This window comes from Duganella dendranthematis, from assembly GCF_012849375.1.
Lineage (GTDB): Bacteria > Pseudomonadota > Gammaproteobacteria > Burkholderiales > Burkholderiaceae_D > Rugamonas > Rugamonas dendranthematis.
This window is the reverse complement of sequence record NZ_CP051684.1, coordinates 560140-583176: the sequence shown is the minus strand read 5'-3', so window position 1 is coordinate 583176 and position 23037 is coordinate 560140. Positions and strand designations below refer to the sequence as shown.

The window sequence follows — 23037 nt, the reverse complement described above, 5'->3', positions numbered from 1 at the left end:
CAATGCCAGATAGTGCAAGTCAGACACGTGCTGTGACTTCTGGTTTGTCTGGCCATATCGGTCTCGTCCTGCGCCGCATGTATAATTTTCGTCCTACCCGACCAGGAAGCTAGATGAACTTCGCAGCCACCGCCGCCTTATCCCTGGCCATGTCCACCGATGCTTTTGCCGTCGCCATCAGCAAAGGCGCATCGATCCAGAAACCTACCTTGCGCCAGGCGCTGCGCATCGGTTTGATCTTTGGCGTGATCGAGGGTCTGACGCCGATCATCGGCTGGCTGCTGGGCCAGGCTGCGGCGCCGTATGTTGAAGCCTGGGACCACTGGATTGCCTTTGGCCTGCTGGTGGCGCTCGGCGCCAAAATGATCCATGAGAGCTTTGATAAAGCGGACGGCGACGAGCAGAAGGGCGCCGATCAGTCGGCCTGGGTGCTGGCCATCACCGGCCTTGCGACCAGCATTGATGCGATGGCAGTCGGCGCCAGCCTGGCGCTGATCGGTGTGAATATTTACGCGACCGCTGCCGCCATTGGCTTCAGCACCTTTGTGATGGTCACTATCGGGATCATGGTGGGGCGCGCGCTGGGGGCGGTGATCGGCAAGCGTGCTGAGCTTATCGGTGGCGTGGTGCTGATCATCATCGGCAGCGTCATTTTGTACGAGCACATCGGTTAAGCCGGGTCCGGGCCAGCCGTTATCGGCTATCATATTTCCTCAACTAAATATGAGGTTCGACATGGCAGATTGGGATTGGAATAGCGCGTCGGCGAGGGAGTCGCTGGTGCTGCCGCGCGTGGATGCGTTGGCGATCTACGCAAACAATAACGGTGAAATCGTACTGCGCCAGCAGGGTATGGATGGGCAGGAGGACAGCATCATCATCATTCCCAAGAGTCAGGCGCAGGAAGTGATCGACGCCATGTCGGCCATGCTGGGTGACAAATAATTGCTGGTTAGAGGCCGAACTTTTTCATCAAGACTGGCAATAGTTGCGCGAGCAAAATGGCGCTGACGACCCAGATGATGATGCTGTTCTTGGCCTCAGCCACATCTGCCTTGGTGGCATAGTTGGACTTGATTACGGCCACATCGGTTTTGATGGTGGCCAATTCAGTTTCCAGTATTTGGACGCGGTTTTCCATCGCCTGATCATAGGCCTCGCGTCCGCTATCGTCAAATTTCATGGGCATAATGTGCTCCCCGGTTGAAAGCCCAGTGCTTCCGCCTTGGCGATGGTAATCGTCTGCGGCAGTGGGAAACTGAGGCCCGTCAAAGGGAACAGCGGTTGGTAGGTGACTTGGCCGCAGTCCGAACCGCCCGGCGCGCACACGCGCACGCGTACGTAGCGGATGCAACTGGCGCCGTGGGGATTGGCCACGCACTGGATGCGTGCCCGCACCGGACAGGCCGGCAGGCTGGCGGTCGGTATCTCGGTCAAGGTCATGCTGCCGTTCGAGGCGCGCGCCAGCGACAGGTAATCGATGCGGATATGCGCATCGGTGATCGGCGCCCCCATCAGCAGCGGCCCCGGCGTATCGCGCAGCACGGCCGCCTGGCGGATGCTGGCCATCACCGCCGGATCGCTGAAGTCGCTGACGGCCGCCGCCGCCGCGGCGCGGCGCGAGGCTTCCTGCAGCGTGTGCAGCAAGTACATCGCGCGCGCCATTTCGATGATGAAGAACAGTGCACCGAAGAACACCACCACGCACAAGGCGAATTCGGCGGCGGTGGCGCCGCGCTGGCGCTCAGTTGCCCACATAGCGCATGCTTTGCGTCGCGGTGATGTTCTGGTCGGCCAGCTCCGGCGCGTAGCCGTACATCTGGTTGCGCACCTTGATCTGCACGCCGACCGTGACGGTGGTCGGCACGCCCAGGCCGAGGCATTGCAGGCCATCGCAGGCGACCGACACGCCCAGCACACTCGGGTTGAGCACGCTCACTTCCTCCCGCACGATCGCCTGCGCCACAGCGACTTCGAAGCCGACCATGGCGTTGTTGTTGATGTTGAGGACGTTGGCGCTGGCCATGTGGCGCACCGCGTCATGCGCGGCTTTCTGCGCCACTTCATAGTTGTACAGCACGCGGCCATAGAACAGCAGCATGGCCGCCACCGGGAACAAAAAGCCCAGCGTCAGCGCCAGTTCCAGCGCCACCGCACCGCATTGTTGGCGCATCGCCTTCATGGCTGTAACTCCACCACGCCGCTCAGCGTCGACAGCGGCACGGCGCCGGCAAATTCCGCGCTCAGGCTGGTGCTGGTGGCCGGCACGGTCATGAAGAAGCGGCCCACGCCCAGCACGCTGGCGCTGGTGATGGCGCCGGCCGCCACCGGGCAGCCCAGCAACGCCACGTTGAGCACGCGCCGTCTGGCTACTCCCGGCTGGTGGTCGGCGATGGGCGCGAGAAAGTTGGCGCCGGCCAGCTGGGCGTACGGTGTGGAGGTCGAGGACGACGCGGGGTAGCTGGTGGAGGCCGCCGGCGGATTCGGCGCGTACAGCTTGAGCCAGGCGCTGGTGGAGAAGCCGCTATAGCCGGTGGCCGGCTCCACCGGCTGCGCGCTGTAGGCACTGTAGGGAACGGCATGGGTGTACGCCCACAGCGGCCCGTACTGCGACGCGGTGTTGCTGGCGTCCCCCGGCAAGGGGTCGGCGCGGGTCCACAGCTTGCCGCTGCTGGTCCAGCTGGCGGCGGTTTGGCTGCTGGCTGCTGGCGTCATCCAGGTGATGGCGGCTTTGTCGTACGGCATGATGTTGCTGTCCGGCGGCGCGCCCTCCGCCGTGCAGGCATGGTCGGCGTAGTCGTCAAAGCGCGAGTTCAAATGGTGGTACAAGGCGGTCAGCGGAAAGCCGCGCTTCAGCGTCAGCGTGCCGCCGGCGACGGTCGGCAGCGGCAACTGGCCGGCGCACACGAAGGGGCCGACCACGTCGGTGGCAAAGTGGCTCGCGACGCCAGTGACGCCGGGCGGGGCCAGCGGATCGATCAGGAAATTTTCCGGCGTGACGCCGCTGGCATTCAGGTTCATCAGGTCATAGGCGACGCCGCGCCGGAAGCCGTATTCCACCAGTTCGTTATAGCTGGAGCTGCCGGTGACATTGACCCGCGACGCCGCCGGCGTTGTTGACTGCGCGCAGATCGCCAGCGGCGACAGCAGTGTCGACACGCGTCCGGCCACCGCCCGCGCCGCCGTGGTGGCGCTGCTTGGGCCGTTGTCGGCCATGCGGATGAAGACGGTCGACACCAGGCCGATATCGGCCCTCAGCGCGCGCGTATCGACCTTGACGAACATGATGCTGGTCGGCGCGGTTTCGGCGGCGGTTTCGTCGAGCCAGCTGGCGTCCGGCGTGGCGGCCGAGGCGGCGAAGCGCAGCGCGTCGCCGCTCCAGGTGATCAGCCGGCGGTTGTACTGGTAACGGTAGCTAGCGGCAGTGTCGGCGGCGGCTATCGCCGCATTGGCGACGCCGCTGGCGGTGCCGTTCAGTTCGCGCGCGGCGGCCAGCGCGGTGGCGTCCGCCAGCGCCTGCAGTTCGGCCTTGCGGTTGTACAGCATGGCCAGGTCGAGCGCCATGCCCACCATGGCCAGCATGCCCAGCGCCATGACGCAGCAGATGATGGCGATCACGCCCCGCTGGCGGGGCAGGCTGTTGGGACGCATGCGCTTCTCCTGTCGGTGCTTGCACGCTTCGATTTTATCCAGCAAGAAATATTGGAAATTGATGCGGCGCAAGGTGGCAATGTTCGGCTTTCCGTTGACACTCAAAATCATTGGATGCTATATTTGGTTCCAGATTGGGAACGTTTCCAATTTTGTTTGGCGCACTGTTCGTCTCTTCGCCCCGCGAAGTTGCCGGCGCCTCAGGCGGCGCCGGCTTTTTTGCGGCTGGAAGACGGTAGTATTAGGTTTGTACAAAAAAATACACGGAGACTGGATGACCAAGCAAAGTAGGGGCGCCACGCGCATTGCATGGGTGTTGCTCGCGATGTTGGCGTTTGCCGCCGGCAAGTCCGGCGCGGCCGCAGCCGCCGCACCCAAGGCCGAGGTCATGCACTGGTGGACCTCCAGCAGCGAGTCGGCTGCCGTGCGCAAGTTCGCCGACGCCTACCGCGCCGCCGGCGGCGTCTGGGGCGATACCGCGATTGCCGGCGCCGACCAGGCCAAGGCAGTGGCGATCAACCGCATCGTCGGCGGCAATCCGCCCACCGCTGCGCAATTCAACACCACCAAACAATTCCGCGACCTGATCGACCAGGGCTCGCTCAACAACGTCGACGACATCGCCATCCGCGACCGCTGGGACCAGCTGATGCCGCAGCCGATCCTGGACGTGATCAAGGTCAAGGGCCACTTCTACGCGGTGCCGGTGGACATTCATATGTCGACCTGGATCTGGTATTCAAAAGCCGCGTTCAAGAAGGCCGGCATTGCCAAAGAGCCCGCCACGCCGGACGAGCTGTTCGCCGCGCTGGACAAGCTGAAAGCCGCCGGCCTGGTCGGCCTGGCGCACGGCGGCCAGCCGTGGCAGGAGAACATCCTGTTCCAGGCCATGCTGGCCAATGTCGGCGGCCGCGAGCTGTACCTGCAAGTGCTGCGCGACCGCTCGCCGAAGGCCATCAATTCCGACGCCTTCAAGAAAGTGCTGCTGGCCTTCAAGCGCCTGCAAGGCTATGTCGATACCGGCTCGCCCAACCGCAACTGGAACGACGCCACCGCGATGCTCATCAGCGGCAAGGCCGGGGTGCAGATCATGGGTGACTGGGCCAAGGGCGAATTCGCTTCCGCGCGCCAGACCGCCGGCAAGGACTTCGGCTGCATTCCCGGCCTGGGCGCCAACGTGCCGTACCTGATCCAGGGCGACGCCTTCGTCTTCCCCAAGACCAGCAATCCGGAAGCGGTGCGGGCGCAGAAGCTGCTGGCGACCACCATGCTGACGCCGGGCGCGCAGCTGGAGTTCAACAAGATCAAGGGCGCGCTGCCGATTCTCAGCAATGTCGACACCTCGGGCATGGACGTGTGCGCGCAAGCCGGCATGGCGATCCTGAAGGACAAGACGCGCGCGGTCGGCATGATCGAGGTGTTTTTGACGCCGGACCAGAACGGCGCCTTGCAGGATGTGCTGACCACGTACTGGAATACCCGCATGCCGGTGGAGAAGGCACAGAAGGGAATTGTCTCGGCATTGCAGGATTGATCAGAGGCATAGCCTGCTTGTCATGCTTGAGGGTGTGGGTTATCCTTGCCGCCGCACAGACTAAAGGGATAAGGGAAATTCGTGGCAACCATCAAGGACGTAGCCCGGCTGGCGGGTGTGGGGTTGGGCACCGCCTCGCGTGTTATCAGCGGCAAGGGCTCGGTATCGCAATCCACGCAGGACAAGGTGCGCAAGGCCATCGAAGAACTGGAATTCCGTCCGTCGCATGCGGCGCGCTCGCTGTTGTCGGGCTCCTCGCAAATGATCGGCGTGTACATCCCCTACCTGGCGGGGACGTTCTATACGCCCATTTTGCAGTCGATTTACACAGCTTTACGTGAGGCGGGTTTGAACATGGTGGTGGCGTTCGGCGTCGGTGACGGCGATGCGCGCAACCAGGCCATCGATGGCCTGAACTTCCTGATTGAGCGTGGCAGCGATGGCCTGATCGTCATGAGCACCGCGATGGAAGAGGAAGACTTTGCGGCACTGGGGCCGTTCCAGTCGCGGGTGGTGGTGATCAACCAGGACTTGCCGGGCATGGCGCCGCAGTGCTTCACGGTCGATCACGACGCCGGCGGGCGGCTGGCGGCGCGCACCTTGCTGGCACAGGGCCACCGCAAGATCGCCGTGATCGCCGGTCGCGCGGCGGCAGCCGATAATCAGCAGCGTATCGCCGGGTTCATGGCGGAGCTGGAGGCGGTGGGCATCGATACCAGCACGGTGTGGATGGCCGACGGCGAGTTCACGCCGGAAGGCGGCTTTGCCCGCGCCGATGAATTGCTGAAGTCCGGCGCGGAGTTTACGGCGGTGTTTTGCGCCAATGATGAAATGGCGGTGGGGGCGTTGTCGCTGTTCCAGAAGCAGGGCGTCAAGGTGCCGGAGCAGGTCTCAGTGCTGAGCTACGATGATACGCACAGCGCGGAGTTCACCGCGCCGCAGCTGACCAGCGTGCATATCCCGTGGAGCGAGATGACCTTGAATGGTTTAAATTATCTGCTGAACCACTGCTATGGCCTGAAACGGCCGGTCACGCGGGAATATCAGCTGCACGTGACTGAAAGGGCTTCGCTGGCGTCACTGAAGCAGTAAAACGGCGTAAATAAAAGGAGCATGCGCTAGCCGCTTGCTCTTTTTTTACAGTATATTGGAAACGATTCCATATCGAATGGAACAGGGGGAGACAAGATGCTGATAAAACGATTGCTTAAAACGGCCGGATTGGCGGCGTGGCTGCTGGGCAGCACCGCACATGCGCAGACCACTGCGCTGCCGATGCTGCACACGGAAGGCACCAAATGGCTGGCCGCCGACGGCACGCAACCGGCGCTGCGCGGCATCAATCTGGGCAACTATCTGATCCAGGAGTTCTGGATGATGGGGCAGGAAACCAAGGCGGTGGACGACCAGTGCAAGCTGGAAGCGGTGCTCGACAAGCGCTTCGGCTACGCAGAGCGCCAGCGCCTGTACACGCTGTTCCGCGATAACTGGATCAAGCAGCGCGACTGGGACATGCTGCCCAAGATGAATCTGAACCTGGTGCGCCTGCCGTTCATCTACAGCGTGGTGGAGGACGAGAAGAACCCGCGCCACCTGCGCGCCGACGCCTGGAAGTATCTGGACAACGCCATTGACCAGGCCGAGAAACGCGGTATCTATGTGATCCTCGACCTGCACGGCGCCGTTGGCAGCCAGGGCTGGGAGCACCACAGTGGCTGCGCGGGCCAGAACAAATACTGGGACACGCCGGAATACCAGGAGCGCACCATCTGGCTGTGGCAGCAGATCGCCGCGCGCTACAAGGACCGCGGCGCGGTGGCCGGCTACAGCATCCTGAACGAACCGTGGGGCACCACGCCGGAAAACCTGGCGGCGGTGATGGGCACCTTGTACAAGGCGATTCGCGAGGTCGATCAGAACCATGTGATCATCCTGCCCGGCCATAACAAGGGCATCGACGCCTACGGCAAACCATCCGAGCATGGCATGACCAACGTCGCCTTCGAGATGCATCCGTATCCCGGCCACTTCGGCTGGGGCAAGCCGGGACTGGCCGTGCACAAAGACTGGCTGCAATGCACGGGCGAAGGTGACAACGTTTGCAAATGGAAGACTAAGCTTGATGCGCTGGACACTGCGTTCTTCGTCGGCGAGTTCCAGCCGTGGGCCTTCATGGGCGCCGAGAACGGCGGCCAGGTCATGCGCGTGACTTACGACACCTACGTCGCCAATGGCTGGGCCAGCACCGCGTGGGCCTACAAGCGCCTGTCCAACAAGGGCGGGCAGGGCGTAGGCACCTGGGGCCTGGTGGCCAACGCGCCCGGCGCCCGTATTCCCCAACTCGATTTCAACAAGGCCTCACTGGCCGAGATTGAAAACCTCTTCCGCCTGTTTGGCAGCGTGCCGTATCAACCGCAGCAAACCGCCATCAAATGGATGAACGCCCCTGTTCCACCTACACCTTTCGCTAAAAAATAATATGACCATGATTAAGCGTACCGACTTTGCCAGCGACTTCCTGTGGGGCGTCTCCACATCGGCCTATCAGATCGAAGGCGCCGCCGCCGTTGATGGCCGCGTGCCGTCGATCTGGGACACCTTCAGCGAGACGCCGGGAAAAATCCGCGACGGCTCCACCGGCGCCGTGGCCTGCGACCACTATCACCGCTGGGAAGAAGATCTCGACCTGGCGCAAGCGATGGGCCTCAACTCCTACCGCTTCTCGATTGCGTGGACGCGCATCTTCAACGGCGTCGATGCGGAACCGAATGCCAAAGGGCTGGCGTTCTATTCCAGGCTGGTGGACGGCATGCTGGCGCGTGGCTTGCAGCCCTGGTGCACGCTGTATCACTGGGACTTGCCGCAGTACCTGCAAGACCAGGGCGGCTGGAACAACCGCGCCACCATCGACGCCTATCTGCACTACGTCGATGTGATCACCAGGCATCTGGGCAGCCGCATTAAGCACTGGATCACGCATAACGAGCCATGGTGCACGGCCATGCACGGCAACTGGGACGGCATGCACGCGCCGGGCAACAAGAGCCTGCCGCTGGCGCTGCAGGTCTGCCACAACGTGCTGGTGTCGCACGGCCGCGCCGTGCCGCTGATCCGCGCCAATGCGCCGGGCGCGCAAGTCGGCATCGCATTAAGCCTGCATCCCATCAAGGCCGGCAGCGACAGCGCGGCCGATCTGGCGGCGGTCTCGCGTCACGACGCGCTGCGCAACCGCTGGTTCCTCGACGTGCTGTATGGCCGCGGCTATCCGGCCGAAGCGCTGGCGCTGGTGGGCGCGGATGCGCCGGTGGTGGAGGCGGGCGATCTGGACGCCATCGCCGTGCCGTGCGATTTCCTCGGCGTGAACTACTATTTCCCGGAAGTGGTGGTCGATGCGCCAGACGAATATCCGCTGCGCACCCGCATCATCCATCCGGAAGGCCGTCAGCGCACCGACTTTGGCTGGGAAGTCTCGCCGGAAGGTCTGATCTCGCTGCTGGAACGCGTGGCGCGCGATTATCCGACCGGCGATTTGTACGTGACCGAAAACGGCTCGTCCTACGACGATCACCTGAACGAGGACGCTACCGTGACCGACACCGCGCGCCGCGATTACCTGATCCGCCACCTGACCGCGATGCGCGATGCGATCACCGCCGGCGGCAACATCAAAGGCTATTTCGCCTGGAGCCTGCTGGATAACTTTGAATGGGCGGAAGGCTATCTGCGTCGCTTCGGCCTGACCTACATCGACTACCCGACGCAGCGCCGCATCGTCAAACAGAGCGGCGAATGGTATAGCGCCTTCGTGCGCGGCCAGAACTCATAATCACAACGGAGACAATACGTAATGAAGACCACGACCAATCACATTCTGCGTCGCGCCGTGCTGGCGGCAACGCTGGCCCTGGGGGCCAATGTCATCGCCGCGCCGGACGCCAAGCCGCTGGCCGACTGGCCGCACATCGCCAGCCCGGTCAAGCAGGACGCCCGCATGGAAGCGCGCATCAAGCAGATCGTCGCCGGCATGACGCTGGCGCAGAAGATCGGCCAGATGACGCAGCCGGAAATCAAATTCAGCACGCCGGAAGATATCCGTAAATATTACATCGGCTCCGTGTTGAATGGCGGCGGCAGCTGGCCGCAAGGGAACAAGCACGCCAGCGCCGCCGACTGGGTCAAGCTGGCGGACGCTTACTACGACGCCTCGATGAGCACCGACATGAAGGTGCAGATCCCGGTCATCTGGGGCATCGACGCCATGCACGGCAATTCGAATATGTACGGCGCCACGCTGTTCCCGCATAACATCGGCCTGGGCGCCGCGCGCGATCCGAAACTGGTGGAAGCGATGGCGAAGACCGTCGCCAAGGCGGTGCGCGCTACCGGCATCGACTGGGTATTTGCGCCAACGCTGGCGGTGGTGCGCGACGATCGTTGGGGACGCACGTACGAGAGCTTCTCGGAAGATCCGGCCATCGTCAAATCGTATGCCGGCGTGTACGTCAAGGGTTTGCAGGGTGATCTGAAATCCGATAACACCGTGGTGGCGACGGCCAAGCACTTCGTCGGCGACGGCGGAACGGCGGAAGGCAAGGACCGTGGCGTCAACCAGTCCACCATGTCGGAGATGATCAACATCCACGCGCAGGGCTACTACCCGGCGCTCGCCGCCGGCGTGCAGACGGTGATGGCGTCCTTCAACAGCTGGAACGATGTCAAGGGCGGCACCGACCACGGCAAGATGCACGGCAGCCGCGAGCTATTGACCGTGGCGCTGAAAGAGAAGATGGGCTTCGACGGCCTGGTGGTCAGCGACTGGAACGCGATCACCGAAGTGCCAGGCTGCGCGGAAGACAGCTGCGCCGCCTCGATCAACGCCGGTGTCGACATGGTGATGGTGCCCGAGAAGTGGAAGACCTTCATCGCCAACACCATCGCGCAAGTGGAGAAGGGCGAGATTCCGATGTCGCGCATTGACGATGCTGTGACCCGCATCCTGCGCGTGAAGCTGCGCGCCGGTCTGTTCGATGGCAAGAAGCCTTCGCAGAATATCTACGCCGGCAAGCAGGAAGCATTGCAGGACCGCGCACTGGCGCGCCAGGCGGTGCGTGAATCGCTGGTGCTGCTGAAGAATAACGGCGGTGTGCTGCCGCTGGTACGCGGCAAGAAAATCCTCGTGGTCGGCAAGAGCGCCGACAACATGGCCAACCAGTCCGGCGGCTGGTCGCTGACCTGGCAAGGCACCGACAACAAGAACAGTGATTATCCAGTCAGCGACACCATCCTGACCGGCATCAAGGAAGCGGCGGGCGAGGCCAACGTCACCTTCAGTGAAAAAGCTACCGACGTCGATGTCAGCAAGTTCGATGCGGTGATCGCGGTAATCGGCGAAACGCCTTACGCCGAGGGCGATGGCGACATCGGCCCGGCCGGCACGCTGCGTTTATCGGGCCGTCATCCGGAAGACCTGGCGGTGCTGCAAGCCGTATCGGGCAAGGGCAAGCCGGTGGTGACGCTGCTGGTGACCGGCCGCCCGCTGTACACCAACGACATCATCAACCTGTCGGATAGTGTGGTGGCCGCGTGGCTGCCAGGCACTGAAGGCAAAGGCGTGTCGGATGTGCTGTTCCGCAAAGCGAACGGCAAGGTCAATGCGGACTTCCGTGGCAAGCTGTCGTTCTCGTGGCCGAAGTCGGCCTGCCAGTCGCCACTGAACGTCGGCGATGTGAATTACGATCCGCTGTTCAAATACGGCTATGGCCTGAACTACGCTAGCAAGGCCACTGTGCCGGCGCTGGATACCAGCTATCCGGAAGGCGGCTGCGGCAAGTCGCTGGCGGTGCCGGTGTACAATCCGACCGACCGTTCGACCTATGCGCTGTATGTCAGCAGCGGCGGCCAGCGCGTGGCGTTGGGTGCGGACCTGAATGCGGTGTTCAATCTGCCGACCGTGAAAGTGGAGACGGCGCAGATCAACACCCAGCAGGATGCCAAGCGCCTGACCTGGGGCGGTCCGGCCAAGCTGGAAGCGCAGGCGAACAAGGCGATCAAGCTGCCGGCCTACGCCAGCACCGACGGCGCGCTGCAATTTGATACTATCGTGTCGGCTGCGCCGCAGGGCAAGGTCAACATCGGTATCGAAACGGTGGAACTGGACGCCAGCGCTGTATTCCAGCAGCTGGCGGGCAAGGGCAAGCAAACGGTAAAAATCCCGCTGGCCTGCTTTAGCGCCAAAGGCTTACCGCTGGCGGCATTCAGTACGCCGTTCAGCGTGGCCGCCGATGCGCCGTTTGCCGCGACCTTCGCCAACATCCAGATCGTTGGCGGCGCCGCCAAGGACAAGGATGCGCTGGCGTGCGGCGCATTCAAATAAATAAAACGAGGAGAAAGTAAAAGTATGGAACACTATTCGCAAGCTGCCCCGGTGGCATCCGGGCAGCCGAAGGGGGAGCACCAGACGGGCAATTACACCGGCCCGCTGGTCATCGTCACCATCCTGTTTTTCATGTGGGGTCTGCTGACGTCCCTGAATGACGTGCTGATTCCGCACCTGAAGGCGGTCTACACGCTCACTTATGTGCAGGCGATGCTGGTGCAGTTCTGCTTCTTCGGCGCGTACTTCATCGTGTCGCTGCCGGCCGGGATGCTGATCAAGAAGATCGGCTACCAGAACGGCGCCGTGGCCGGCCTGACGATTGCCGCTGCCGGTTGCGCGCTGTTCTACCCGGCGGCCACCAGCGGCTACACGCTGTTCCTGATTGCCTTCTTCGTGCTGGCGGGCGGGATCACCATTTTGCAGGTGGCGGCCAATCCATACGTGGCGGTGCTGGGCGATCCGCGCACCGCATCCAGCCGCCTGACGCTGACTCAGGCTTTCAACTCGCTGGGCACCACCGTGGCGCCGTTCCTGGGCGGGATGCTGATCCTGGCCGGCGGCGTTCTCAGTTCGTCCGATCTGGCGAAGTTCAGCGCCGACCAGCTGGCGGCATACAACGCGGCGCAGGCCACCGCCGTGCAAGGTCCATATCTGGCGCTGGCTGCTGCGCTGCTGCTGCTGGCGATTCTGTTCGCGCTGGCGCGCCTGCCGAAGATTGCCGATGCAGAGGCGGCGCCGGGCGAAGCGCAAGGCACTTTCGCCGATGTGCTCAAGCATCGTCACCTGGCGCTGGGCGCGGTGGCGATCTTCCTTTACGTGGGTGGTGAAGTCAGTATCGGCAGCTTCCTGATCAACTTCCTGGGCGAGCCGCACGTGGCCGGCCTGACGGCGGCCGAAGCGTCGCATTACGTCGGCTACTACTGGATGGGCGCGATGATCGGCCGCTTCATCGGCTTCGTCGTGATGCAGAAGGTCAGCCCGGGCAAGGCGCTGGCGTTCAACGCGGCGGTGGTGATTGCGCTGGTGCTGACGGCGATCTTCAGCAATGGCGATGTGGCCAAATGGTCGATCGTGGCGGTGGGCCTGTTCAACTCCATCATGTTCCCAACCATCTTCTCGATGGCGCTGAACAAACTGGGTCCGTTGACCGGCCAGGGTTCGGGCGTGTTGTGCATGGCGATTGTGGGCGGCGCGCTGGTGCCGTTCGCGCAAGGCTTGCTGGCCGATCACCTCAGTTTGCAGGTGTCGTTCTTCGTGCCGGCCGCGTGCTACCTGTTTATCCTGTACTTCGGCCTGAAGTACGCCAATATGTACAACGAAAAGTAGGCTTTCTTGTTCAATGCCGTTGCGATTTAGGTAAGCACTACTAATCGCGGCGGTTTTTGATCGCACGCATGCGCACCGGTTGTTTTGATTGCCTATTATCGGCTCACTACAACTGAAGGAGTGTGCATCATGACTAAAGCGTATTTGATCGGCGGCGGCATCGGTTCTCTGGCCGCTGCGGCCTTCATGATTCGCGACGCCGGCGTGGCCGGCAGCGATATCACCATCTTCGAGGCGCTGCCGCTCGCCGGCGGCAGTCTCGATGGCGGCGGCAACCCGGACAGCGGCTACACGCTGCGCGGCGGCCGCATGCTCACCACCGACAACTACGAGTGCACCTGGGATCTGTTCAAGAGCATCCCGTCGCTGGAGCATCCCGGCCAGACGGTGTACGACGAAACCATCGCCTTCAATGAACTGCACAAGTCGCATTCGCGCGCGCGACTGGTGGACCGCAACCGCTTCAAGGTCGATGTCACCTCGATGGGCTTTTCCATGCAGGACCGGCTGGAGCTGGTAAAGCTGGAGGAGGCCGACGAAAAAGATCTGGGCGACAGCGCCATCACCGACTGGCTATCGCCGGAATTCTTCGAGACCAAGTTCTGGTATATGTGGGCCACCACGTTTGCCTTCCAGCCGTGGCATAGCGCGGTGGAGTTCAAGCGCTACCTGCGCCGCTTCATGATGGAGTTCTCGCGTATCGAGACGCTAGCGGGTGTCAAGCGTACCGTCTACAACCAGTACGATTCGTTTGTGCGCCCGTTGCAGCATTGGCTGCAGCAGCAGGGCGTGCAGGTGGTGTTCGGCGCCAGGGTTGACGATCTGTCGTTGAGCGAGGATGCATCGACCGTCACCGCGATCCGCTATGTGCGCAATGGTGAGGCGCAAACCATTCAGGTTGCGCCGGACGATCTGGTGTTCTTCCAGAACGGTTCGATGACGGATGCGTCGAGCTACGGTACGATGCAAAGCGCGCCGGCCAAACTGGACAAGCGCGATAGCCAGGGCTGGGCGTTGTGGGAAAAGCTGGCGCAGGGCAGGCCGCAGTTCGGCAATCCGTCCGCATTCAATTCCAGTATTCCGGAATCGTGGTGGGAGTCGTTCACCGTCACGCTGAAAGACGCTGCCTTCTTCGACCGTATGCAAAAATTCAGCGGCAACGTGGCCGGCACTGGCGGACTGGTGACCTTCAAGGATTCCAACTGGTTCATGTCGGTGGTGCTGGCGCATCAGCCGCACTTTGTCGGGCAGCCGGAAGGCGTCCAGGTGTTCTGGGGGTATGGCCTGCATCCTGACCGCATCGGCAACTTTGTTGCCAAGCCGATGGCTGAATGCAGCGGCGAAGAGATCTTGCGCGAGTTGTGCGGCCATCTGAACTTCGACTACGACGACGTGATGTCGACGGCGAACTGCATCCCGTGCCGCATGCCGTACATCACCAGCATGTTCATGCCGCGCCAGTACAGCGACCGCCCGCTGCCGGTGCCGACGGGTTCGCGCAACCTGGCGTTTGTCAGCCAGTTCGTCGAGGTGGCGGAGGATGTGGTGTTCACCGTCGAATACTCGGTGCGCGCGGCGCAGACGGCGGTCTACCAACTGCTGAATGTGCAACGCGAAGTTCCGCGCGTCACGCCGCACGATGAGTCGTTGAAAGTGAAGTTTGATGCGGTGATCAAGGCATTCAAATAATCACGCCAACGCCCCGATCAGTTTCTGCATCGGGGTCAGCGGAATCAGGGCTTCCGGCTCGTCGATTTCCAGCACCACGTCGTTATACGCGACGGGCCGTAGATGCTCGACTTCCGTGGTATCGGAAAGTCGCGCCTCATCGAGCAATTGCTGCAGCGATGCGGCATCCATCTGCTTGAGTTTGGCCAGCAGCGCGCCATACTTCCTGACGTCAGCTTCGTTGGCCGCAATACGCTCGGCAGGGCGTATGGCCACATTCATGCAGCCGAGAACAGCAAATGTGGCCAGCAGCCAGGCCGACTGCGCCGGTAGTTGCGCCGCGAGGGTTGCTACAGCACTGCTGCCGGCGAGCAAGCTCATAAAGGTGAGCAAGGTTTGAATGCGGCGATAAAAACGTGCCGTCCGTTGGCACAATCGCTGCGCGTAGCGGAAATTAAAGTAGAGCTCTTCCTTGTCTTCATCCATGATCAGCTCCCTTCTTCGGTGGCTGCGGCGTGGCAGGTGCTGGCTTGCGGCGCTTGCGCTTCCGCTTTGGAGCCGGGCGCTGCGGCACGTGTGACTTTGGTTCAAGGAGTTTCATTGTATGCCTTTCCGCGCCTTCTTGATGGGCGCACGATTCCCATCATGGCCTCGCTATTTGAGGCCGCTTTGCGGTGGATCAGAGGGGAAAGGCGGCGCCATCAGCCGGGTGGCCGATGGCGCGAGAGGTGCGCTTACAGGAAGCGGTCGATGATTTTCTTGCTGTGCTTGTCCAGTTCGCGAAGATCGCGGATCAGGTAGTGAATGCCGTGAATGTCGGAGATCAGCAGCGTGTCGATGGTCAGGCGGCGGATGTCTTCTTCGCCGCGCAGCACGAACTCGGTGTCGCCGCGATCCGTCGCCACGTTCCAGGTGCACGGCGTGGCGTAGCTGGTCACGCTGTTGATGCGCGCAATCTCCGGCATGAATTCGCGGCCGCTCAATTCCTCGCTCACAAGCGCGCCGATGGCCGGCGGCAGGTCGCTGATCACATCGATCCACGCCACTTCCTTGCCGTCGGTGTTGAGCAGCGAGATGCCGTCTTCCGGCGCCTGCACCGGGAAGGCGCGTACCGGCGATACGCCCTCGTGCACCACGCCTTCGGTGGTGGTCAGCACCAGCCGGCCGAAGGGATTGCGGATCAGTTCAAATGTCGTCGTCATAATCTGTTATTCCTCACTGGCGCTGTCGTCCAGATCCTTATCCACATTGCGGGCCTGGGCCTGATACAGGCGGTAGTAAGCGCCTTCGCGCGCCATCAGTTCGTCGTGCGGTCCATCCTCCACCACCACGCCGCGATCCAGCACCACCAGGCGGTCGGCCTTCTGCAAGGTCGACAGGCGGTGAGCGATGGCGATGGTGGTGCGGCCTTGCACCAGATTGTCCAGCGCCTTCTGGATTTCTTTTTCGGTTTCCGAGTCGACCGAGGCCGTGGCTTCGTCAAGGATCAGGATCTTCGGATCGATCAGCAGCGCGCGTGCAATCGAGATGCGCTGACGCTCGCCGCCCGACAGGCCCTGGCCGCGCTCACCGACCATCGAGTCGTAACCCTGTGGCAGGCGCAAGATGAATTCGTGCGCATGCGCGGCGCGGGCGGCGGAGATGATCTCTTCGCGCGTCGCCCCCGGCTTGCCGTAAGCCAGATTCTCCGCGATGGTGCCAAAGAACAGGAACGGCTCCTGCAGCACCAGGCCGATATTGCGGCGGTAGTCCGACACTGCAAATGCGCGGATGTCGACGCCGTCGAGCATGATGGCGCCTTCGGCCACGTCGTAGAAGCGGCAGATCAGGTTGACCAGCGTCGATTTGCCGGAGCCCGAGTGGCCCACCAGACCGACCATCTGGCCGGCCTTGATATCCAGGTTGATGCCGCGGTTGACGGCGCGGTTACCGTAGCGGAAACCGACTTCGCGCAGCGAGATATTGCCTTCCACTTTATCCAGCTTGACCGGGTTGACCGGCTCCGGCACCGACGACACGTGGTCGAGGATGTCGAAGATACGCTTGGCGGCCGACGCCGATTTCTGCGTCACCGAGACGATGCGGCTCATCGAATCCAGGCGGCCGTAGAAGCGGCTGGCATACGCCACGAACGACGACAGCACACCGACCGTGATATTGCCCTTGGAGACCTGGTAGATACCGAACACCCAGATCACCAGCAGTCCCAGTTCGGTCAGGAACGACACGGTCGGCGAGAACAGCGACCACACCTTGTTCAACTTGTCGTTGACGGCCAGGTTATGTTTGTTGGCGGTGCGGAAGCGGTTGGCTTCGCGCGCTTCCTGCGCAAAGGCTTTCACCACGCGGATGCCGGGAATGGTATCGGCCAGCACGTTGGTCACTTCGCCCCACACGCGGTCGATTTTCTCGAAACCGGTGCGCAGGCGGTCGCGCACCAGGTGGATCATCCAGGCGATGAACGGCAGCGGCGCCAACGTGCAGATGGCCAGCCACGGATCGAGGTTGAACAGGATCACGCCGGTCATGATGATCATCAGGCAGTCGGACAGGAAGTCCAGCAAGTGCAGCGACAGGAACACGCAGATGCGGTCACTCTCGGAGCCGATGCGCGACATCAGGTCGCCGGTGCGCTTGCCGCTGAAGTATTCCAGCGACAGTTGCAGCAAGTGCTCATACGTGGTGGTGCGCAGGTCGGCGCCGATGCGTTCCGACGCCAGCGCCAGCACATAGGTTTTGCCCCAGCCGAAGATCCACGCCAGGATCGACGCGCCGACCAGGCCGGACATATACATCACCACCAGCATCGGATCGACCGCCTTGCCGTTCTGGTAGGGGATCAGCACATTGTCCATCAGCGGGATGGTGAGGTAGGGCGGAATCAGGTGGGCGCCGGTGGACAGCAGCATGAACGAGAAGCCCAGCGCCAGTTGCCATTTGTACGGCTTGGCGAAGCGCCACAGGCGAAACAGCGTCCAGGTCGACGGCGGCGTGTACACCACCTTGGTGCAGATCGGGCATTCCTCCTGCTCCGGCTCCATCGGCGCCTTGCAGCTTGGGCAGACGTTTTTGTCGTCGACGATGACCGGCTCGCCGGAGGCGTGGCTGTCGAGGTGCGCGTCGAATTGCTCGACCAGGCGGATGGCGGCCAGGTTCTGGCCCAGCGTGAAGCGCCACGCCGCCAGACGGCCTTGATTATTGACTAACTCCAGATGGCCGACGCCGGCGTGGTCGTGGTGTTTCAGCACCATATCGGGCGTAAACGGCCACGATTCCCATCCAGCCGCACCCGGCGCGCGCGCCAGAACGCGGTGTGGCGTCACCAACACAACACCCTTGGAAAAACGAAGTTGCTGATCCAAGTCAACCTCCAGGGCACCTGCAACGTTTTCCCCTTGGGAAAGTTGTGCCTGTATCTCGGAACGCCAGCGTTCAGGTAGTTCGCTCTGGCTGGATACGGTGGAAAGTTGTTCTGTCGTCATCGTGTGGCGTACTCCTGAGGGGAAAAGGGCTGTTGTAACGGATTATTTACGGTATTCTGTCAGTGATTAAACATTTGACAGAAAACAATAAAATCAGATGGTTGCGGCGGCGTCAAACTTGACGGCAAGTATACCGCACAGCAGCATGGCAAGGGTACAGGGTTTACAATACGGCGCGGGCTGGCTCAGCCGATAACAAAGTTATAAGAATCAATACATGACTAAGAAGAAAGACATTGAAGTTCAGCGCGTCACTTATTTGCGCGGACCCAACATCTGGACCTATCGCCCAGTCGTCGAGGCGTGGCTGGACATTGGCGAGTTGGAGAACTTCCCCTCGAATTTGTTGCCCGGTTTGTATGAGCGCCTGACGGCGATCCTGCCGGGCCTGATCGTCCACCGCTGCGGCGTGGGCGAACACGGCGGCTTCCTGGAGCGGCTGCGCGACGGCACCTATGCCGGCCACATCCTGGAACACGTTGTGCTAGAGCTGCAAAACCTGGCCGGCATGAAAACCGGCTTCGGCAAGACCCGCGAAATCGGCGAAAACACCGGCCTGTATAAAATGGCTTTCCGCACCCGCCAGGAAGAAGTCGGCCGCGCCGCGCTGGCCGCCGGCCGTGACCTGTTGATGGCGATGATCGAAGACCGTCCGTACGACCTGGCTGCCACCGTGGCGCAGCTGACGGATATGGTCGAGAGCCTGTGCTTGGGCCCGAGCACCGGCAACATCGTCGATGCCGCCGGCGTGCGCAAGATTCCATTTATCCGTCTGACCGACGGCAACCTGGTGCAGCTGGGCCATGGCGCCGCGCAGCGCCGCATCTGGACGGCCGAAACCGAACAGACCTCGGCCATCGCCGAAGGCATCGCCAGCGACAAGGACCTGACCAAGACGCTGGTGTCCTCGTGCGGCGTGCCGGTGCCGGAAGGCCAGTTGGTCAAAAGTGCCGAGGAAGCCTGGGAAGCCGCGCAGGACATCGGCCTGCCGGTGGTCCTGAAACCGTATGACGGCAACCATGGCCGTGGCGTGTCGCTCAACCTGAGCACCGAAGCCGATGTCGCCGCCGCCTATGCGCTGGCCGCAGTGGAAGGCGACAGCAGCAGCGTGATCGTCGAGCGCTTCATCGTCGGCGAAGAACATCGCCTGCTGGTGGTGGGCAAGCGCATGGTCGCCGCCGCCGCCGGCGAATCGCTGTGGGTCACCGGCGACGGCAAGGCCAGCGTGCTGGAACTGTGCAACACGCAGATCAATACCGATCCGCGTCGCGGCGATACCGAAGAATTCCCACTGGGCCTGGTCACGCCGGACACCTCGGGCGAGATCGTGCTGGAGCTGAAGCGCCAGGGCATGACGCACGACTCGGTGCCGGCCGAAGGCCAGAAGGTGCTGATCCAGCCGAACGGCAATGTCGCCATTGACGTCACCGACAAGGTGCACCCGCAAGTAGCGGCGATGGCCACGCTGGCGGCGCGCATCGTTGGCCTGGACATCGCCGGCATCGACCTGGTGACCTCGGACATCAGCCGTCCGCTGGAAGAAACCGGCGGCGCCATCATCGAAGTCAACGCCAGTCCTGGCTTGCTGGCCCACCTGAAGCCGGCCGAAGGCGAACCGCGTAATGTCGGCGAGGCGATTGTCGATCACCTGTTTGGCGACGCCACCGGCCGCATGCCGATCGTCGGCATCACCGGCAAGCACGGCACCACCATGACCGCGCGCCTGGTCGCTTGGCTGCTGCAAATCAGCGGCAAGAAAACCGGCCTGACCTGCGCCGACGGCTTGTTCGTCAACGGCCGCCTGCTGCCGCGCGACGGCTTCAGCGACTGGGAAACCGGCGAGCGCCTGCTGTTGAACAAAAACGTCGAAGCCGGTGTGTTTGAAAACAGCGCCCGCATGATCCTGTCGGAAGGCCTGGCCTACGACAAATGCGCGGTGGGCGTGGTGACCGACGTCAGCGACTTCGCCGACCTGAACGACTTCCACATCGACAGCGAAGATAAGCTGTATAACGTGCTGCGCACCCAGGTGGACGTGGTGCTGCCGGACGGCGTGGCGGTGCTGAACGCCGCTGATCCGCAAGTAGTGGAGATGGCCGGCCTGTGCGACGGCGAAGTGATTTTCTACGGCGTCGACGAGCATCTGCCCGCCATCGTGGCGCACCGCCAGGACGGCAAGCGTGTGGTATTCGAGCGCAAGAACGGCAGCCGGGACAGCATCGTGATGGCGATCGGCACCGAGGAAGTGGGCAGCCTGCCGCTGTCGCCGCTGGTGCCGCCGGAAGCCGTGCTGGCCGCGATTGCCGCCGGCTGGGCGCTGGGCCTGACGCCCGACCTGATCGGCGCCGGCCTGCGCACCTGGGAAGCGTCGCCGAAACGCGGCCACCACTGATACATCATTGAGAGAATAAAAAAGAGCATGGAAGTCATACGCACCCGCGCCCTTCGCGGCCCGAATCTTTGGAGCCACCACACTGCGGTGGAAGTCATCATCTCGTGCCCGCCGGAAGAACAATCGATCGCGACGCTGCCGAACTTCGTGCAGCGCCTGCACGCGCGCTTCCCGGCCGTCGGCGCACTGCAGCCCACCGGCACCTCGGACGCCGTCTCGCTGGCGGGCGTGCTGGAAGTGGCGACATTGAGCCTGCAGGCGCAAGCCGGCTGCCCGGTCACTTTCAGCCGCACCCACGCCACGCTGGATGAGGGCATCTACCAGACCGTGGTGGAGTACACCGAGGAAGCCGTCGGCCGCCGTGCCGTGGAAATGGCCGAAGCGCTGATCAACTCCGTGCTGGCCGATACCGCCTTCGATTTGGAAGCCGCGCTGACGGAACTGCGCGACCTGGATGAAGACGTGCGCCTTGGCCCAAGCACCGGCGCCATCGTCAACGCCGCCGTGGCGCGCGACATTCCGTTCCGCCGCCTGACCGAAGGCTCGATGGTGATGTTTGGCTGGGGCTCGAAACAGCGCCGCATCCAGGCTGCCGAAATGGACACTACCGGCGCCATCGGCGAGACCATCGCGCAGGACAAGGAACTGACCAAGAAGCTGCTGCATGCGGCCGGCGTGCCGGTGCCGATCGGTCGTTCGGTGGAAGACGAAGCCGACGCGTGGAAAGCCGCGCAGGAAATCGGCCTGCCGGTGGTGGTCAAGCCGAAGGACGGAAACCAGGGCAAGGGCGTGACGGTCAACATCATGACCCAGTCGCACCTGGAGCAGGCCTTCCGCACCGCCAAGGAATTCCGCGACGACGTCATGGTCGAACGCTACCTGCCGGGCCACGATTACCGTCTGCTCGTCATCGGCAACAAGCTGATTGCTGCGGCGCGCCGCGATCCGCCGCTGGTGATCGGCGACGGCACCCATACCGTGCGTCAGCTGGTCGACATCGTCAACGCCGATCCGCGCCGCGGCTCGGGCCATTCGACCTCGCTGACCAAGATCCGCTTCGACGACATCGCGGTTGCGCGCCTGGCGCTGCAAGACCTGAACGCGGACTCGGTGCCGGCCAAGGGCCAGCGCGTCATCCTGCGCAACAACGCCAACCTGTCGACCGGCGGCACCGCCACCGACGTTACCGACGACGTGCATCCGGAAGTGGCGGCGCGCGCGGTGGAAGCGGCGCAGATGATCGGCCTCGATCTGTGCGGCGTGGACGTGGTCTGTGATAACGTGCTGGAACCGATTGAAAATCAACGGGGCGGCGTGGTGGAAGTCAACGCCGCACCTGGCCTGCGCATGCACATCGCGCCATCGTTCGGCAAAGGCCGCGCGGTGGGCGAGGCGATTGTCAACACCATGTTTGCGCCGGGCGAGAACGGCCGCATTCCGGTCGTGGCGGTGACCGGCACCAACGGCAAGACCACCACCGTGCGCCTGATTGCGCACCTGCTGACCGCCAGCGGTCTGCGCACCGGCATGACCAACACCGACGGCGTCTACATCGAAGGCCGTCAGACCGACAGCGGCGATTGCAGCGGTCCGCGCAGCGCGCGTAACGTGCTGCTGCATCCAGACGTCGACGCGGCGGTGTTCGAGACCGCGCGTGGCGGCATCCTGCGCGAAGGCCTGGCCTTCGACCGCTGCCAGGTGGCGGTGGTGACCAATATCGGCATGGGCGACCACCTGGGCCTGAACTACATCACCACGGTGGAAGACCTGGCGGTGCTCAAGCGCGTGATCGTGCAGAATGTGTCGGCCAGCGGCTTCGCTGTGCTGAACGCGGTCGATCCTATCGTCGCCGGCATGGCGCAGAATTGCCGCGGCAAGGTGATCTTCTTCGGCGCCGACCGTTCGCACCCGGTGATCGCCACGCACCTGGCGCAAGGCAGCCGCACCGTGTACGTGGAAGACGGCCATCTTGTGGCGGCGGAAGGCCGCGAGCAGAACCGGATTCCGCTGTCGGCCGTGCCGATCACCCGCAACGGCGCGATCGGCTTCCAGGTCGAGAACGTGATGGCGTCGGTGGCGGCGGCGTGGGGCGTGGGCATCAGCTGGGACGCGATCCGTCTCGGCCTGAAAACCTTCGCCAACGATTCCGACAATGCGCCGGGCCGCTTCAACGTGTTCGATTACAAAGGCGCGACCCTGATCGCCGACTACGGCCACAATCCGGACGCCATCCTGGCGCTGGTAAAGGCCGTGGAGACCATGCCGGCCAAGCGCCGCGTGGTGGTGATCTCGGGCGCCGGCGACCGCCGCGACCAGGACATCACGCAGCAGACCGAAATCCTCGGCCGCGCGTTTGACGACGTGCTGCTGTACGAAGACGCCTGCCAGCGTGGCCGCGTGGATGGTGAAGTGGTGGCGCTGCTGCGTTCCGGCCTGGCCGGCGCGCCGCGCACCTCGCACATCGAGGAAATCTACGGCGAGTTCAAAGCCATCGACACCGCGCTCGCGCGCCTGCAGGGCGGCGACTTGTGCCTGATCCTGATCGACCAGGTGGAGGACGCGCTGGCCCACATCGCCAAGCGCATCAAGGAAGTCTGATCTTCTCTCC

General features: G+C 62.9%; 18 protein-coding genes. 11 read left to right on the top strand and 7 right to left on the bottom strand.

Going from position 1 to position 23037, the window contains the following annotated elements; genetic code table 11:
• The first annotated feature begins 113 nt into the window (after positions 1 to 113).
• Complete coding sequence (locus HH213_RS02750) at positions 114 to 674, top strand: manganese efflux pump MntP (protein ID WP_110849142.1); 561 nt, start codon at positions 114 to 116, stop codon at positions 672 to 674.
• Between the two features lie 61 nt (positions 675 to 735).
• On the top strand, positions 736 to 945 hold the full coding sequence (locus HH213_RS02745) for a hypothetical protein (RefSeq protein WP_110849141.1): 210 nt from the start codon (positions 736 to 738) through the stop codon (positions 943 to 945).
• A gap of 7 nt (positions 946 to 952) precedes the next feature.
• Here the strand turns inward: HH213_RS02745 and HH213_RS02740 are convergent, their stop codons facing one another.
• The 4 genes from HH213_RS02740 to HH213_RS02725 are packed head-to-tail and all read right to left on the bottom strand — an operon-like array spanning position 953 to position 3651.
• Complete coding sequence (locus tag HH213_RS02740) at positions 953 to 1183, bottom strand: hypothetical protein (protein WP_110849140.1); 231 nt, start codon at positions 1181 to 1183, stop codon at positions 953 to 955.
• Entirely contained in the window at positions 1180 to 1758 is a 579-nt protein-coding gene (locus HH213_RS02735; protein WP_169110615.1) for a TadE/TadG family type IV pilus assembly protein, read from the bottom strand. The genes HH213_RS02740 and HH213_RS02735 overlap by 4 nt, the downstream gene beginning before the upstream one ends.
• Positions 1745 to 2182: a TadE/TadG family type IV pilus assembly protein gene (locus HH213_RS02730; RefSeq protein ID WP_169110613.1), complete on the bottom strand. Its 438-nt coding sequence runs from the start codon at positions 2180 to 2182 to the stop codon at positions 1745 to 1747. Before HH213_RS02730 ends, HH213_RS02735 begins: the two co-directional genes overlap by 14 nt.
• Complete coding sequence (locus HH213_RS02725; protein WP_169110611.1) at positions 2179 to 3651, bottom strand: pilus assembly protein TadG-related protein; 1473 nt, start codon at positions 3649 to 3651, stop codon at positions 2179 to 2181. Before HH213_RS02725 ends, HH213_RS02730 begins: the two co-directional genes overlap by 4 nt.
• 274 nt (positions 3652 to 3925) lie before the next feature.
• Here HH213_RS02725 and HH213_RS02720 point away from each other — a divergent pair, with 274 nt between their 5' ends.
• From HH213_RS02720 to HH213_RS02690, 7 genes are all read left to right on the top strand, one after another.
• Positions 3926 to 5185, top strand: a complete 1260-nt coding sequence (locus HH213_RS02720) for an ABC transporter substrate-binding protein (RefSeq protein WP_169110609.1) — start codon at positions 3926 to 3928, stop codon at positions 5183 to 5185.
• 81 nt (positions 5186 to 5266) lie between these two features.
• A complete protein-coding gene (locus HH213_RS02715) occupies positions 5267 to 6277 on the top strand; it encodes a LacI family DNA-binding transcriptional regulator (RefSeq protein ID WP_169110607.1) in 1011 nt (336 codons plus the stop codon).
• Positions 6278 to 6373: 96 nt separating this feature from the next.
• Positions 6374 to 7663, top strand: coding sequence for a glycoside hydrolase family 5 protein (locus tag HH213_RS02710; protein WP_169110605.1), 1290 nt, complete (start codon positions 6374 to 6376; stop codon positions 7661 to 7663).
• A gap of 1 nt (position 7664) precedes the next feature.
• Positions 7665 to 9011, top strand: coding sequence for a GH1 family beta-glucosidase (locus HH213_RS02705; protein ID WP_169110603.1), 1347 nt, complete (start codon positions 7665 to 7667; stop codon positions 9009 to 9011).
• 21 nt (positions 9012 to 9032) lie between these two features.
• Entirely contained in the window at positions 9033 to 11558 is a 2526-nt protein-coding gene (locus tag HH213_RS02700) for a glycoside hydrolase family 3 protein (RefSeq protein ID WP_169110601.1), read from the top strand.
• Between the two features lie 24 nt (positions 11559 to 11582).
• Positions 11583 to 12887 carry a sugar MFS transporter gene (locus HH213_RS02695; protein ID WP_169110600.1) on the top strand — a complete coding sequence of 435 codons (1305 nt, stop codon included), beginning with the start codon at positions 11583 to 11585 and terminating at the stop codon, positions 12885 to 12887.
• Between the two features lie 129 nt (positions 12888 to 13016).
• Complete coding sequence (locus tag HH213_RS02690; RefSeq protein WP_169110598.1) at positions 13017 to 14576, top strand: oleate hydratase; 1560 nt, start codon at positions 13017 to 13019, stop codon at positions 14574 to 14576.
• On the opposite strand, the gene HH213_RS02685 is transcribed toward HH213_RS02690, so the two are convergent.
• From HH213_RS02685 to HH213_RS02675, 3 genes are all read right to left on the bottom strand, one after another.
• Positions 14577 to 15041: a hypothetical protein gene (locus HH213_RS02685; RefSeq protein WP_169110596.1), complete on the bottom strand. Its 465-nt coding sequence runs from the start codon at positions 15039 to 15041 to the stop codon at positions 14577 to 14579. It abuts the gene before it with no gap.
• Between the two features lie 248 nt (positions 15042 to 15289).
• Positions 15290 to 15757, bottom strand: a complete 468-nt coding sequence (locus HH213_RS02680) for a cyanophycin metabolism-associated DUF1854 family protein (protein ID WP_110849128.1) — start codon at positions 15755 to 15757, stop codon at positions 15290 to 15292.
• A 6-nt stretch (positions 15758 to 15763) separates the two neighbouring features.
• Positions 15764 to 18037, bottom strand: a complete 2274-nt coding sequence (locus tag HH213_RS02675; RefSeq protein WP_169110594.1) for a cyanophycin metabolism-associated ABC transporter — start codon at positions 18035 to 18037, stop codon at positions 15764 to 15766.
• Positions 18038 to 18254: 217 nt separating this feature from the next.
• On the opposite strand from HH213_RS02675, the gene HH213_RS02670 reads away from it, so the two are divergent.
• Entirely contained in the window at positions 18255 to 20429 is a 2175-nt protein-coding gene (locus tag HH213_RS02670) for a cyanophycin synthetase (protein WP_169110592.1), read from the top strand.
• Positions 20430 to 20456: 27 nt separating this feature from the next.
• Entirely contained in the window at positions 20457 to 23027 is a 2571-nt protein-coding gene (gene cphA / locus HH213_RS02665; RefSeq protein WP_169110590.1) for a cyanophycin synthetase, read from the top strand.
• Positions 23028 to 23037 lie beyond the last annotated feature (10 nt).

Bases quoted from the DNA above. Each gene is read 5' to 3' on its own strand.
- HH213_RS02735 (WP_169110615.1), bottom strand. From the start codon at position 1,758: ATGTGGGCAACTGAGCGCCAGCGCGGCGCCACCGCCGCCGAATTCGCC.
- HH213_RS02700 (WP_169110601.1), top strand. From the start codon at position 9,033: ATGAAGACCACGACCAATCACATTCTGCGTCGCGCCGTGCTGGCGGCA.
- HH213_RS02710 (WP_169110605.1), top strand. From the start codon at position 6,374: ATGCTGATAAAACGATTGCTTAAAACGGCCGGATTGGCGGCGTGGCTG.
- HH213_RS02740 (WP_110849140.1), bottom strand. From the start codon at position 1,183: ATGAAATTTGACGATAGCGGACGCGAGGCCTATGATCAGGCGATGGAA.
- HH213_RS02680 (WP_110849128.1), bottom strand. From the start codon at position 15,757: ATGACGACGACATTTGAACTGATCCGCAATCCCTTCGGCCGGCTGGTG.
- HH213_RS02725 (WP_169110611.1), bottom strand. From the start codon at position 3,651: ATGCGTCCCAACAGCCTGCCCCGCCAGCGGGGCGTGATCGCCATCATC.
- HH213_RS02690 (WP_169110598.1), top strand. From the start codon at position 13,017: ATGACTAAAGCGTATTTGATCGGCGGCGGCATCGGTTCTCTGGCCGCT.
- HH213_RS02720 (WP_169110609.1), top strand. From the start codon at position 3,926: ATGACCAAGCAAAGTAGGGGCGCCACGCGCATTGCATGGGTGTTGCTC.
- HH213_RS02670 (WP_169110592.1), top strand. From the start codon at position 18,255: ATGACTAAGAAGAAAGACATTGAAGTTCAGCGCGTCACTTATTTGCGC.
- HH213_RS02730 (WP_169110613.1), bottom strand. From the start codon at position 2,182: ATGAAGGCGATGCGCCAACAATGCGGTGCGGTGGCGCTGGAACTGGCG.
- HH213_RS02695 (WP_169110600.1), top strand. From the start codon at position 11,583: ATGGAACACTATTCGCAAGCTGCCCCGGTGGCATCCGGGCAGCCGAAG.
- HH213_RS02750 (WP_110849142.1), top strand. From the start codon at position 114: ATGAACTTCGCAGCCACCGCCGCCTTATCCCTGGCCATGTCCACCGAT.
- HH213_RS02705 (WP_169110603.1), top strand. From the start codon at position 7,665: ATGACCATGATTAAGCGTACCGACTTTGCCAGCGACTTCCTGTGGGGC.
- HH213_RS02745 (WP_110849141.1), top strand. From the start codon at position 736: ATGGCAGATTGGGATTGGAATAGCGCGTCGGCGAGGGAGTCGCTGGTG.
- HH213_RS02685 (WP_169110596.1), bottom strand. From the start codon at position 15,041: ATGGATGAAGACAAGGAAGAGCTCTACTTTAATTTCCGCTACGCGCAG.
- cphA (WP_169110590.1), top strand. From the start codon at position 20,457: ATGGAAGTCATACGCACCCGCGCCCTTCGCGGCCCGAATCTTTGGAGC.
- HH213_RS02675 (WP_169110594.1), bottom strand. From the start codon at position 18,037: ATGACGACAGAACAACTTTCCACCGTATCCAGCCAGAGCGAACTACCT.